At 37.1% G+C, this 13,360-nt stretch carries 13 protein-coding genes; 9 read left to right on the top strand and 4 right to left on the bottom strand.

The genetic code is table 11. From position 1 onward, the window contains the following. The first annotated feature begins 4 nt into the window (after window positions 1–4). From J2T03_RS04560 to J2T03_RS04535, 6 genes are all read left to right on the top strand, one after another. Window positions 5–646 carry a TetR/AcrR family transcriptional regulator gene (locus J2T03_RS04560; protein WP_306842151.1) on the top strand — a complete coding sequence of 214 codons (642 nt, stop codon included), beginning with the start codon at window positions 5–7 and terminating at the stop codon, window positions 644–646. Window positions 647–743: 97 nt separating this feature from the next. Beyond that, window positions 744–1,829, top strand: coding sequence for a DNA polymerase III subunit gamma/tau (gene dnaX / locus J2T03_RS04555; RefSeq protein ID WP_306842152.1), 1,086 nt, complete (start codon window positions 744–746; stop codon window positions 1,827–1,829). 32 nt (window positions 1,830–1,861) lie between these two features. Continuing rightward, the gene (locus J2T03_RS04550; RefSeq protein ID WP_307209692.1) at window positions 1,862–2,440 is read left to right on the top strand and encodes a hypothetical protein; all 579 of its coding nucleotides are present in this window, start codon (window positions 1,862–1,864) and stop codon (window positions 2,438–2,440) included. Window positions 2,441–2,872: 432 nt separating this feature from the next. Further along, on the top strand, window positions 2,873–3,952 hold the full coding sequence (locus J2T03_RS04545; RefSeq protein WP_306842155.1) for a chorismate mutase: 1,080 nt from the start codon (window positions 2,873–2,875) through the stop codon (window positions 3,950–3,952). A gap of 101 nt (window positions 3,953–4,053) precedes the next feature. Then, window positions 4,054–4,980, top strand: a complete 927-nt coding sequence (rsgA, locus tag J2T03_RS04540) for a ribosome small subunit-dependent GTPase A (protein ID WP_306842157.1) — start codon at window positions 4,054–4,056, stop codon at window positions 4,978–4,980. Window positions 4,981–5,662: 682 nt separating this feature from the next. Beyond that, the gene (locus J2T03_RS04535) at window positions 5,663–6,079 is read left to right on the top strand and encodes a nucleoside-diphosphate kinase (protein ID WP_306842159.1); all 417 of its coding nucleotides are present in this window, start codon (window positions 5,663–5,665) and stop codon (window positions 6,077–6,079) included. A 494-nt stretch (window positions 6,080–6,573) separates the two neighbouring features. On the opposite strand, the gene rpe is transcribed toward J2T03_RS04535, so the two are convergent. Continuing rightward, window positions 6,574–7,224 (bottom strand): ribulose-phosphate 3-epimerase, encoded by a 651-nt coding sequence (gene rpe / locus J2T03_RS04530; RefSeq protein WP_306842161.1) that lies wholly within the window; start codon window positions 7,222–7,224, stop codon window positions 6,574–6,576. A gap of 337 nt (window positions 7,225–7,561) precedes the next feature. Beyond that, a complete protein-coding gene (gene chrP / locus J2T03_RS04525; protein ID WP_307209690.1) occupies window positions 7,562–8,635 on the bottom strand; it encodes a chryseobasin maturation metalloprotease ChrP in 1,074 nt (357 codons plus the stop codon). A gap of 51 nt (window positions 8,636–8,686) precedes the next feature. Between chrP and J2T03_RS04520 the strand changes: the two genes are divergently transcribed. Beyond that, entirely contained in the window at window positions 8,687–9,391 is a 705-nt protein-coding gene (locus J2T03_RS04520) for a DUF4294 domain-containing protein (RefSeq protein WP_306842165.1), read from the top strand. Window positions 9,392–9,414: 23 nt separating this feature from the next. On the opposite strand, the gene J2T03_RS04515 is transcribed toward J2T03_RS04520, so the two are convergent. Both J2T03_RS04515 and mnmD read right to left on the bottom strand, forming a co-directional pair. Continuing rightward, window positions 9,415–9,831 (bottom strand): NUDIX domain-containing protein, encoded by a 417-nt coding sequence (locus tag J2T03_RS04515; protein ID WP_306842167.1) that lies wholly within the window; start codon window positions 9,829–9,831, stop codon window positions 9,415–9,417. A 96-nt stretch (window positions 9,832–9,927) separates the two neighbouring features. After that, on the bottom strand, window positions 9,928–10,626 hold the full coding sequence (gene mnmD / locus J2T03_RS04510; RefSeq protein WP_307209688.1) for a tRNA (5-methylaminomethyl-2-thiouridine)(34)-methyltransferase MnmD: 699 nt from the start codon (window positions 10,624–10,626) through the stop codon (window positions 9,928–9,930). An 85-nt stretch (window positions 10,627–10,711) separates the two neighbouring features. On the opposite strand from mnmD, the gene J2T03_RS04505 reads away from it, so the two are divergent. Together J2T03_RS04505 and J2T03_RS04500 are read left to right on the top strand one after the other, a co-directional pair. Continuing rightward, window positions 10,712–11,785 (top strand): branched-chain amino acid aminotransferase, encoded by a 1,074-nt coding sequence (locus tag J2T03_RS04505; protein WP_306842170.1) that lies wholly within the window; start codon window positions 10,712–10,714, stop codon window positions 11,783–11,785. 105 nt (window positions 11,786–11,890) lie between these two features. Further along, window positions 11,891–13,171: a spondin domain-containing protein gene (locus J2T03_RS04500; protein ID WP_307209687.1), complete on the top strand. Its 1,281-nt coding sequence runs from the start codon at window positions 11,891–11,893 to the stop codon at window positions 13,169–13,171. Window positions 13,172–13,360: the final 189 nt, after the last annotated feature.

Here is a 13,360-nt window from a genome sequence, read left to right as displayed (position 1 = left end):
AATTATGCCCAGAAAAGTAGTACAAGGCCCCATTAGGGACAAGGAAAAAACAAAGCAGAAACTGCTCGCAGCAGTTGGTAAAATTTTGAGAGTAAAAGGTTACTCAGGTCTGAAAGTAAGTAAGATCGCAGCAGTAGCCGGTTTCGACAAAAAACTTATTTACGAATACTTTGGAAGTACGGATAAGCTAATTGATGAGTATATAAAATCCCAGGATTACTGGAGCAAATTCAGCCCGGATATTGAGGAAGAAGTACAGGTTGGAAAAGGTAAAGAAGTCTTAATCCAGGGGATTATCATGCAGTTTGAAAGTCTGAGAAAAAATAAAGAATTACAGAAAATTATTCTTTGGGAACTTTCCGAAAGCAAGCCGATACTTAAAAATATACTAAAGCAAAGAGAAGATGTAGCAGCCAATCTATTTGAAAATGTTACAGATCCTTATTTCGGGGAAAACGCTACAAATGTAAGAGCTATGTTAGCTTTAATAGCGGCAGGAGTTTATTATCTGAACTTGTTTCCTGCATACAACGGAACAGAATTCTGCGGTATTGATATGAGAACCGATGAAGGAAGAGCCGAAGTGGAGAAAGTGATTGTTGAGATTATAGAACACTATTACGAAACGAAAAAAGCAAAAAAATAATGATTAAAAGTTTTCCAGTTTTCCGAAAATAAATTTTTGTTGATAATTTGAAAACTTTTAATTTTCAGATTAAAACTATATTTCTTATTTTTGACCAATGGAAAATTTTATAGTATCTGCAAGAAAATACCGCCCTCAGCAGTTTGACACTGTAGTAGGGCAATCTCATATTACAGATACCTTAGAACATGCCATTGGAGAAAATCAGCTGGCTCAGGCCTTACTTTTCTGCGGTCCAAGGGGTGTAGGCAAAACTACATGTGCCAGAATCCTGGCTCGGAAGATCAATGAAAAGGATGGTTCAGTTTCAGAAGACGGCTTTGCCTACAACATCTATGAACTGGATGCGGCATCCAATAATTCCGTGGATGACATCAGGGAACTGATAGATCAGGTCCGCTTTGCGCCTCAGGTAGGTAAATATAAAGTCTATATTATCGATGAGGTGCACATGCTGTCTTCTGCTGCTTTTAATGCCTTCCTTAAAACACTTGAAGAACCGCCTGCACACGCTATTTTTATTTTGGCGACTACAGAGAAGCACAAAATAATTCCTACCATTTTATCACGTTGCCAGATCTATGACTTCAAAAGAATTACCATAGAAGATATTCAGGGACATTTAAGAAACATTGCTCAAAAGGAAATTATACAGTATGAAGATGATGCCCTGTATCTGATTGCCCAAAAAGCTGATGGTGCCTTAAGAGATGCGCTTTCTATCTTTGACAGGCTTTCCACATTTTCGCAGAAGAACATTACGCTGGCTAAAGCTGCCGAAGTGCTCAATATCCTTGATTATGACCAGTACCTCAATATAGTGGACCTGGCGAAGGAAAACAAAATTCCCGAAACACTTTTTGCTTTTAATGAAATTGTGAAAAAAGGCTTTGATCCTCATATCTTTATTGCAGGATTAGGGAACCATTTCAGAGACCTCATGATGGCCCAGAATGCCAGGACAATAGAACTTATTGAAGTGGGAGAGAGGACCAAGGTAAAATTCGTGGAGCAAAGCCAGAAATGGAATGCCCAGCAGCTCATCGACGCCATCGAGATCTGTAACCATGCGGATATTAATTATAAAAATTCCAAAAATCCAAGACTTACAGTAGAAATTGCACTAATGCAGCTGTCTTCCCTGACAGCCAATTTAGGTGATACTAAAAAAAAAAGTTCTTAATACTGGCTCCATTTCTCAGTGAGAAGCAGGAAGTGAATATCCCCGTAAAAACTCCCGAGAAAAAAGAAGCCATAGCAGAAAAGTCTGCTCAACAACTTGAAACCGTCCAAGAAACCACAGCAAAAACAACAAAACCTTTATCAAGACAGGGAATTTCTTCTGGCTTCAGCATTAATTCTTTTCTCAATAAAGAAGAAAAAGTAGAGAAAGAAGAAGCTGTAGCCGTAAAAACAGAACACCTTCCCCAAAACCATTTTACAGAAACGGATCTGCAGATGGAATGGAACCTCATGCTCAAACAGCTTCAGAAAAGAAACAGTTTTATCTTTAACGCTGTAAAAACATTCAAGCTGATCAAGGCAGGGGAAAATACAATCAAAGTTCTATATCCTTCCGATTCTGCCAAAGTTGAATTCGACAAGATCGCAGGAGAATTTTTCAACCATTTCAAAACTAAGGTTCACAACTATGCAATTGAAATAGATTATCAGCGGGATTTTGACAGTCTTAAAATTGAAGTGGTGACCAAAAGAAAAATTTTCGAAAAATTCATCGAAAAAAATCCGCTTCTAAAAGACCTTGATGATTTAATGAAATTTGATCTGACATAATTTTTGTATTTATCGCAGTTTTTTTTTGTTAGATTGAGTTTTTTTATATCTTTGTCAAAGATTTTTGTAAAAAATAAGTTTTTGACAAAAACAAATCAGATTTAAAAAACTAGACAACAGAAGTTTCAGACCCAAAGTGGAAAAATTATTCATCCCATATCTGTCTCATTTTGTACCCGCTAATTTCTTTAGCGGTTATTTTAGTTTTTCTGCTTTCTATTATAGAAATTTCAGAACGTATTATCGATTTTACTGGTATTACTAACTGAATTTCTTTCCAAAAAATACAGGAGGATTAAAGTCCTTTTATTTTCCTGATTCCTTTAAAAAACTTTGAACGGCATTTTTTGAAAAGAATTATAAAAATAAATTTTATAATCAAAGGACTATTGCTGTTAATTCAAGAAAAATAAAAACAATAAATTTAAAAATATGAATTTAAAAGATGTAAAAAACGAGTGGATCAACGAGCTTTCACAGCCATTAATGATCGCGGGGCCATGTAGTGCGGAAAGTGAAGCTCAGATGCTTGAAACCGCTAGAAGGATAAGAGAAACCAATGCTCAGGTACCTATTTTCCGTGCAGGAATCTGGAAGCCGCGTACCAAGCCGAACGGTTTTGAAGGAGTAGGAGTTATTGGTCTGAATTGGCTGAAAAAAGTAAAAGAGGAATACGGATTCAAGACCGCTACAGAGGTAGCAAACGCCCACCACGTATTTGCAGCTTTAGAAGCAGATGTTGATGTTCTTTGGATTGGGGCACGTTCTACCGTAAACCCTTTTACCGTTCAGGAAATTGCAATGGCTTTAAGAGGAACTGATAAGCCAGTATTCGTTAAAAACCCTGTAAACCCGGATCTTGCTTTATGGATCGGCGCGTTAGAGAGACTTTTAGGGCAGGATATTAAAAACCTGGGAGTGATTCACAGAGGATTTTCTACCTACCAGAAAACAAAATACAGAAACAACCCGAACTGGCAGATTGCCCTTGATTTTAAAAGCCAGTTTCCCAATATTCCAATGCTGATAGACCCTTCCCATATCTGCGGAAACAGAACAGGTCTTGCAGATATTACACAGGAAGCATTGAACGTAGGATACCAGGGAGCCATTATTGAAACCCACTGCAATCCCGATGAAGCGTGGAGTGATGCTTCACAGCAGATCACTCCTGAAGTACTGGCAGAACTGATTGGCAACTTAAAAGTAAGAAATTCAGGTTTGGCAGGCTTTGATAATGAGATGGGAAGACATAGAACGCTGATTTCTGATCTCGACTTTCAGCTGATCGAGCTTCTTTCCCAAAGAATGAAGATCTCTGAAAAGATTGGTAAGCTCAAAAAGGAAAATGATATCGCGATCTTCCAGCCTGAAAGATGGAAAGTGATTACAGAATACGCTACACAGAAAGCTAGAGAAACCGGAATGTCTCAGGAATTTATTGAGAAAGTTTTCAAAGCGATCCACGAAGAATCTATTGAGGTACAGAATAGTATTATGATTGACAGATAATGCTAAGATAAAATAAGTAAAGGGCTTGGGAAATAGGGAAGAGTTTGCTCATATGCTCAAATCCTAAGCCCTAATTGCTTATATTTGTATCCAATTATCATATGAAAGGGAAAATCATCAAATCTACAGGCAGCTGGTACCAGGTTATGGAATTCGGAACAGATAAAGTTTTCGAAGCCAGGATCCGGGGCAAATTTAAATTAATCAAGACCAGACTTACCAATCCGCTTGCTGTAGGAGATTTTGTGGAATTTCAGTTAGAACAGGATGACATCGCTTGGATCACGAAAATTGAGCCACGTACGAATTACCTGATCAGAAAATCCGTTAACCTTTCAAAAGAAGCGCATATCATTGCTTCCAATATAGATCTGGCGTGCTTTATCTTTACGCTGAAGCATCCGGAAACTTCGCTTGGATTCCTTGACCGCTTTTTGGCATGCTGTGAAGCCTACAATATTACTCCATTGATTCTGTTCAATAAAATTGATGTTCTGAACGAAGAAGAAATAGAGCTTGTGAAAGATATCGAATTCCTTTATCAGGAAATTGGCTATGATACTTTGGAAATTTCATCCTATTCCAAACTCAATTTTGATCAGCTTCAGGAGCTTCTTAAAGATAAAACTTCTGTGTTTTTCGGACATTCGGGATGTGGAAAATCTACGTTGGTTAATGCATTGCAGCCCGGCTTAAATTTAAAAACTTCTGAAATTTCAGACTCCCATCTCAAAGGAAAGCATACCACAACCTTTGCCCAGATGCACTTTTGGGATTTTGGTGGTAATGTTATTGATACTCCCGGTGTACGTGAGTTTGCCATGATCGATATTGAAAAAGAAGAGGTACAGCATTATTTTCCTGAGATCTTCAAAAAAAGAGGAGAGTGTAAATTTCACAACTGTCTTCATATCAACGAACCGAAATGTGCCGTCCTTGCTTCCCTTGAAACTGGAGAAATCCAATATTCTCGCTATGCCAACTACGTAAAACTAATGGAAGAGGCGGAAGAAGCTTCCCAAAAATAGAATTCCCTCAGATTACTGCCGGATTATTCAGTGTTATCATATCATATTTTGATCAAAAGCATGTTAAAATTAGATAATACGCTTAATTAATCAGTCCAAAAATTGATTCCATTTTTTGTAGTCCTGATCTTTGCCGTATAAGATACTTTTTGCTAATTCAAATCATGTACTTTGAAATAATGTAAGCATTATAATAAATCTGCTTTTTCGCCAACCATCAAAAAGATTGTTTCTTCAAATAATATTTCCTTGAAATAAAAAATGCTTCCACTTTTAGAATAACTCTACTTTTTGTCTTAATTTTTTTGCCAAATACGACTATTTTGAAGAATTTAAATTTTGTTCCAAAAGCAGTCGTGAAAAAATATTAAAAAATTATTTTTATCTCATCGGTTGAAATTAAAGCAATAATCTATTAATATGATTTTAATTGGTTTTTCAGATTATTAAATCCGCAATGTAAACTTGGTTTTTTTGCAAATAAAAAACCCAGCCGAAGCTGGGTAAAAACTAATAACCATGAAAACTCAAATTAAACATGAGAATCGTAATAGAATTAACAATTACTGTGCCAAAACTTTTGCTCCATTTCTTAATAAAAGTTATTTTTATGTTAAAAAAAAATTAAAATAAAAATCAAAGATATTTTTTGTAATTTTGCGGCATTAAAAAATATACATTTATGTCTAACATTACATTCACTATGATTAAGCCTGATGCAGTAGCAGACGGACATATCGGTGCTATATTAGGTAAGATTGCTGAAGGAGGTTTTAAAATCAAAGCATTAAAATTAACTCAACTTACGGTTGCTGATGCTAAAAAATTCTACGAAGTACATGCGGAAAGACCATTTTATGGTGAGTTGGTAGAATTCATGAGTTCAGGTCCTATCGTTGCTGCTGTTTTAGAAAAAAGTAATGCAGTAGAAGACTTCAGAACATTGATAGGTTCTACAAACCCTGCTGATGCAGCAGAAGGAACGATCAGAAAAATGTTTGCAAGAAGCATCGGTGAAAATGCAGTTCATGGTTCAGATTCTGACGAGAACGCTCTTATCGAGGCTCAGTTCCATTTTTCAGGAAGAGAAATTTTCTAAGAAAACCCACTTCAAAAATATAAAACCAGAGAATTTCTCTGGTTTTTTTGTGCCAAAATGTCTGGAATTGCAGGCTCTAAATATTGTTTCTCTATTTGTTGGCATCGGCTGCTTGTTTGATAGATTTTTTTGGGAGTAATGACTGTCGGAAATATCCCTTTGGATGATAGGCTGGATAAGCCTCATTACGTATAAATACTTAATGGCAAATTCAGTATTTATACGGATGTGTCATATGTGATTTTATTTGCAAATTTACATAGCAATAACACAAGGAATCTTAAGCATTTTAAAGTCTTACGACAAAAAACTAATAACCACATAAGCTCAAATTCCGCAAGAAGAAAGGCAGTCTCCCAAGGGCTGTCTTTTGTTTTTTAGGCTGTTCTTCAAAGAGTATTTTACTGATGTTTCCTCTAATGTTAAGGGAAAGATCAGTTTAAAAAAAGAAAGGCAGCCGATAAGCTGCCTTTTATATTAGATAAGTGAAGAGATTAGATCTTCAGTAATTCGATCGTTCTTTCAGGGCTTTCTGCAGAGAAAACCGCATTTCCTGCCACAAGAACATCTGCTCCCGCTTCAAAAAGCTTTGAAGCATTATCAAGATTAACCCCGCCATCAATTTCAATTAGCGCGGTGGAGTTGTTGCTCAGGATAAGATCTTTAGTCTCCGCAATCTTTTTGTATGTATTCTCAATAAATTTCTGGCCTCCGAATCCGGGGTTTACACTCATTAAAAGAACAAGATCCACATCGGCAATAATATCTTCAAGCATCAGTACCGGAGTGGAAGGATTTAAAACAACCCCCGCCTTTGCTCCTCTGCTCTGGATATGGTGAATGGTTCTGTGAAGGTGTGTACACGCCTCATAATGTACGGAAATAAGGTCTGCACCATGATCGATGAATTCATCTACATACTTTTCAGGCTCTACGATCATCAAATGGACATCCACAAATTTTTTGGCATGCTGCTGTACGGTCTTCATTACAGGAAAGCCAAATGAAATGTTGGGAACAAATCTTCCGTCCATCACGTCGATGTGGAACCAGTCTGCCTGTGAATTGTTCAGCATTTCAATGTCTCTTTGCAGATTCCCGAAGTCTGCGGATAGAAGGGAAGGAGCAATAAGCTTCGTTTTCATTTTTACTTTTTATACTTTTACTTAGATTTCAATCTTTTAAAATGGGTTAACAAACAAAAAATAATATAGGAAAATACTTCCAAATACAATTGTTTCTATGATTATTAATTTGATATAGTTAATTTTAATAACTAATAACCTGTCAATTATAAATAATCCTAAAGGCACAATACTGAAAATCAATGACATTTCAAGAATCATATTATATGCTGACCCAATTTTGGGAGGGGCAAATATTTTATATACAATTAAAAAAGCTATATAAATAAAAAAAAGAGCAGTTAAAATTGATATAAAAGTGGGCTTTCGGATTAAATGATAAAAGATATTCTTCATTTTAATGATACTTCAACTTCATTTCCGGCTTAATCTTCAGAAGCGTTTCATAGATCAACTGGATGACGTTGCCTACATCTTCCTTAGAGACCATTTCCACCGTTGTATGCATGTAGCGCAAAGGTAAGGAAATTAATGCACTTGGTACCCCGCCGTTAGAATGGGCAAAAGCGTCGGTATCTGTTCCTGTTGCTCTGCTTGCTGCAGCTCTCTGGAAAGGAATTTTCTTAGCTTTTGCTGTGTCAATGATCAGTTCTCTGATGGTATGATGAATGCTTGGGGCAAAGAAAACCACAGGTCCGTCGCCGCATTTCTGGTCACCCTCTTTTTTCTTTTCGATCATTGGAGTAGTGGTATCATGGGTGACATCTGTTACGATGGCAATATTAGGCTTAATGGTGTCAGCGATCATGTCTGCCCCATAAAGTCCTACTTCTTCCTGTACAGAATTCGTGATATATAGTCCGAATGGAATCGTTTTTTTGTTCTCTTTTAAAAGCCTTGCCACTTCTGCGATCATAAAACCTCCGATTCTGTTGTCTAGGGCTCTGCAGACAAAATATCGGTTATTCATTTCAAAGAATTCATCAGGGTAGGTGATTATGCATCCTACATAAATTCCCATTTCCTCAACCTCTTTTTTGGAAATAGCGCCACAGTCGATGAAAATATTCTCAATTTTTGGGGCTGGCTCGTTCTGGTTGCTTCTTGTATGAATTGCAGGCCAACCGAATACGCCTTTTACGATTCCTTTTTCACCGTGAATATGGACAACTTTTGAAGGGGCAATCGTCTGATCTGAGCCTCCGTTTCTGATTACGTAGATCAATCCGTCATCGGTAATGTAATTGACATACCATGAGATTTCATCAGCATGGGCTTCAATCACTACTTTAAATTCAGCATCGGGATTGATTATCCCATAGCATGTTCCATAATGATCCACTTCAATTTTGTCTACATACGGTCTGATGTAGTCCATCCAGATTTCCTGGCCTCTGTGTTCGTAACCTGTTGGTGAAGAAGTGTTTAAGTATTTTTCTAAAAATTTCAAAGATTTCTTTTCAAACTTCATAAAAGGGAATGATTTTTGCGGGTAATTTTTGTTATTATAAGTGTAAAAATAATGAATTTTAGCAAGATTGTCTGTCTTTTTATCCTCTTTTTTGGAGTCAGTGTTTTTGGTCAAAAGGATTCTATCATTGCAAAACCCCTTAACCAATATCCCGCTGAATCTTTAAAAACTGATGAGTTTGGTAATAAATACTACTATGACGAAGGTCAAAAGGTAAAGATTTATGAGATAAATGGTGAACCTGTGGTTGTGCTGGATGAACTGGTTTTGGTTAATAAACCGAGGTTTAATAATCAGCTGGATAAGAATTACTATTATTTCCTTAATAAAAAACTGAACAGAGTTTATCCATTATTTGTCACTGCACTTGAACAGTACAGAGGCATCCAGGCAGATATGACAGATATGGATAGTAAAGCCAAAAGGAAATTTATAAAAGAAAGACAGAATATACTTGCAGATCAATATGAAAAGCAGCTGAGAGATCTTACCACAACAGAAGGCCAGGTTTTTGCCAAGCTAATGAACAGGGCAACCGGAAAAAATGTTTATGAGATCATTAAAGAGATGAGAGGCGGATGGAGCGCTTTCTGGTGGAATGTAAAAGGCAAAATGGCAGATATAGATCTGAAAGACCAATACAATCCACATAAAAACAGAACCGATGAGTTTATAGAATCACTGCTTCAATCCAATTGGAATTCCGGTTATTTACAGCCTTATCCCGGTGCTTCCGATTTTAAAGTTAGAAAATAAAAGAAAAAAATTCCTGTAATAGCTTACAGGAATTTTTCTTTTAATTTATCAAATACAATTTTATCTACCGGAAGCGGAAAAGGATTATCGGGTCTGTCGATGTCGATCCATTCAATTTTTTCAATGCACGGATCAAGGATCAGGAAATCTTCCTCAGTAGTAATATTGACTATATAATATATGGTAAGAAGTTGTTCATTTTCTCTGAAACGGGATACCAGGAAATCTTCCTGTGTATAAAAGTGTTCTACGATTTCTATCTTCACATTCAGCTCTTCATCAAATTCACGGTGAAGACATTCTGTAAGCCCTTCACCGAATTCCAGCCCTCCTCCGGGAAATTTCATTAAAGGCTCACCGGCATATTCTTCAAACAGGGTCAGTACCTTTTTATCCTTTACTGCACACGCGTATACTCTAATGTTGATCTTATCAATCATATATAATATTTTGTATAGCTAAAATAAAGAAATAAGTGGAAAGAGGCAATAAGCCAATTTGCAAATTTGCCTTTATATGATTTGTTTTCTTCCTTTCTAGCTTTCCGGATTTTCTTCTCCTCCTATCTTCAGCGCGTTGATCATCTCTCTTTTTCCCGGAGGTCCCTGTTTTTTCTCCACTTTGAAATTCAGCTCCTGAAGAATCCTTCTTACGCTTCCTTTAGAAGAGTAGGTTGTTAATAAACCGTTAACGGACATTTTGTCGGAAACCATTTCAAACAGAGGTTTTTCCCACAAATCCGGCTGTACTCTCGCCCCAAAGCAGTCATAATAGACAAGATTGATTTTAGGTAAGTCTATGTCTTTCAGGTCAAAGAAGTCACATTCGATCTTTTTAAGGTTAAAACCTGTAATGATTTCTGACGATTTTCCCCACTCTGCCTGATGAATTTTTTGGTAAATATTTTTGAATTCCGGGTTATCAAAATGCTCAAAATAGGCGAGCTCATTAATCTCGGATTCATTTATCGGGTATTTTTCAAGGGAAAAGTAATTGATGACATGATTTTTGTCAGTTTTTAAATATTCATTAATTGTCACCAAAACATTCAAACCTGTTCCAAAACCGAGTTCTAAAATATTAATTTCGTAATCATTTAGCTGATTTAGTCCATTTTTAATAAACACATGTTCTGCTTCCTGAAGCGCTCCGTGATGAGAATGATAGTTTTCATTCAATGTATTGATATATAGTGTTTTACTACCGTCTTTTGTGGTTTTAATTTCTCTTTTCAAGCTATTTTTTTGTCAAATTTACTCTAAAATTTTTATATTTAGAAAATTATGTTAAATTTGTAGAACATCGTAAAAATTTTTAAAAATGATAATTCAAAAAACTGAAAACTCCAGACTTTCGGACTTTGATCCGAACAATTTTTCATTTGGAAATACTTTTATCGACCATATGGTTATATGTGAGTATGAAAATGGAAAGTGGGGTGATGTGAAATTGGTCCCTTATGGTCCAATACCATTTACACCAGCCATGATGGGTGTAAACTATGGACAAGCTTGTTTTGAAGGTATGAAAGCTTATAAAGACAAAGACGGGCAGGTTTTCCTTTTCAGGCCAGAAAAGAATTTTGAACGTATCAATAAATCAGCAAAGCGTCTGGCTATGCCTGAAGTGACTGAGGAAATGTTTTTAGACGGATTGAAGGCATTAGTAGATATCGACAGAAACTGGATTCCGCAGGGAGAAGGAATGTCATTATATATCAGACCATTGATTTTTGCTACAGAGGAAGCTCTGAAAGCAAGAGTTGCTAATAAATACATGTTCGCGATCGTTGCAACACCAGCGAAGAGCTATTATTCAGAACCGGTTTCTGTGAAAATTTCAGATCATTATTCAAGAGCAGCTAACGGAGGAGTGGGCTCTGCTAAAGCAGCAGGAAACTATGCTGCTTCTTTCTATCCTACGCAGCTTGCTATCGAAGAAGGATATGAACAGATCATCTGGACTGATGATTCCACTCATGAATATTTTGAAGAAAGTGGAACAATGAACGTATTCGTAAGAATTAATGATACAATCTATACACCGCCTACTTCTGAAAAAATCCTTGATGGGGTGACAAGAGACAGCTTTATCCAGCTTGCCAAGAAAAGAGGAATTGAAGTGAAAATAGAGCCTGTTGCTGTGAAGACTGTTGTAGAAGCTCAAAAGAACGGAACTCTGAAAGAAGTTTGGGGAGTGGGAACAGCTGTTGTAACTACTGTATTTCAGGCTTTAGGATATGAAGGTACGAAGCTGGAGCTTCCTGCATTGTCAGATGAAGAAAGCTTTGCAGCTCTTCTTAAAAAGGATCTTACAGACCTTCAGAACAATCTTAGCGAAGATCCTTTTGGATGGAGAGTTATGGTTGAAAAAAACGTTCTGGAAACTGTTTAAATTCAAGATTATTTGATTCAATAATAGAACCGGCAGAATAAATTTCTGCCGGTTTTTTTATTTTCTCGCCAATTATTGGTAATTTTTCACAAAATTTAGAATACTATGCAATTCGTAAAGTTCAAATTACCTCTTGGTCTGCTTTCTATGATCAGTGTTTTAGCTGTTTCCTCATGCAGTAAAGATGATGACGGAGCAATGTTGGTAAACGATGCAGCCACAATAACCGTAGAAAATATAATTGAAAGTAAAGCACTCACACAGTTCGGAACATTCCAGAATGCGGGATCATCGCCTGTCATTAATCCCGGAGAATCAGCTTCATTTACATTTTATGCAGGAAAAGGACAGGCTGTAAGTTTTGCAGCTATGTACGGAAATAGTAATGACCTGTTTTTCGCTCCTTCCAATCCGGGAATCAAACTTTACCAGAATAACGGTGATCCGGTAACGGGAGATGTTTCCTCACAGATCCGGCTTTGGGATAACGGGACACGTAAAAATGAACCGACAGGACCTGGCGTTACTCATCCAGGCTCAGCAGAATCCCCTCAACAGAATGTTGCTGAGATTGCATTGGCAACACCTGCTTCACAATTGCTGAAAGCAGAACTGACCCATGAGGGAGGAACCAAGTTCACTTTGAAATTAACCAATACTTCAGGCGGCACAGCCAATGAAACACCTATAAGTGCAGGAGTCTGGGCTGTTTCCCACATTTCAGGAACAGCACTTTTGAAAGAGGATCCTATTTTTTCGCCGGGAAAACCGTCAGCCAACGGATTAACAGACCTTGCTGAATTGGGAAAAACAACGCCTCTTGAACAATATCTAACGGGCATCACAGGGCCTAATTCTGCATTTTCACCTGTATTGGTCGTAATATACAGTGGTAACGATAACCCTATTTTTAAAACAGGGGAGAATGACCGCGGAGAAGGTTTGAAGGAACTTTCTCAACAAGGAAATGCTGATGTTCTGGCTGCTTTTCTTAAAACCAAGCCTGGAGTAAAAGAAGTATTTGTCCTTAAAGATCCGGCGACAGGTATTTTACAGCCCAGAATAAATGGTAATAACGGCGGTAAGGCTTCCCAGACGATATCTGCACGTAAAGGAGACCGTATTGTACTGGCAACGATGTACGGACAGTCTAATGACTGGTTTATTGCTGCCACAAATAACGGTGTAGACGGCTCAACACGGGGTGATATCTCTTCAATCATCGGTCTGTTTGACAGTGGAACCTTACAAAGTTCTTTTCCTGGTGCCCATATAGGGTCGGAGCCGGCTGAGGCTGAAAGCCAGCCGGTACAGCAGCTTGCCAACCCAAATCAGTTCAACACACTTCCTTCACTTCCGCAGATGATTAAAGTGACTATTCAATAATATTTGAGATCAATATATACAATCACCTCTCACGGGGTGATTTTTTGTTTTATGTGATTAAAGTAATTATTTAAACCAGTAGTTCAAATGATATTGAATATTACTATTTAAAATGAAGCTTACCTTAATATTCTTAAAAACTTTAAAACCCTTAACGGTTTAAGACTTCTACTAATAAAAAGTTTACAT

Source organism: Chryseobacterium lathyri, assembly GCF_030812195.1.
Taxonomy (GTDB): Bacteria; Bacteroidota; Bacteroidia; order Flavobacteriales; family Weeksellaceae; genus Chryseobacterium; species Chryseobacterium lathyri_A.
The sequence above is the reverse complement of the archived record's forward strand: the minus strand, read 5'-3'. Positions and strand labels throughout refer to the sequence as shown.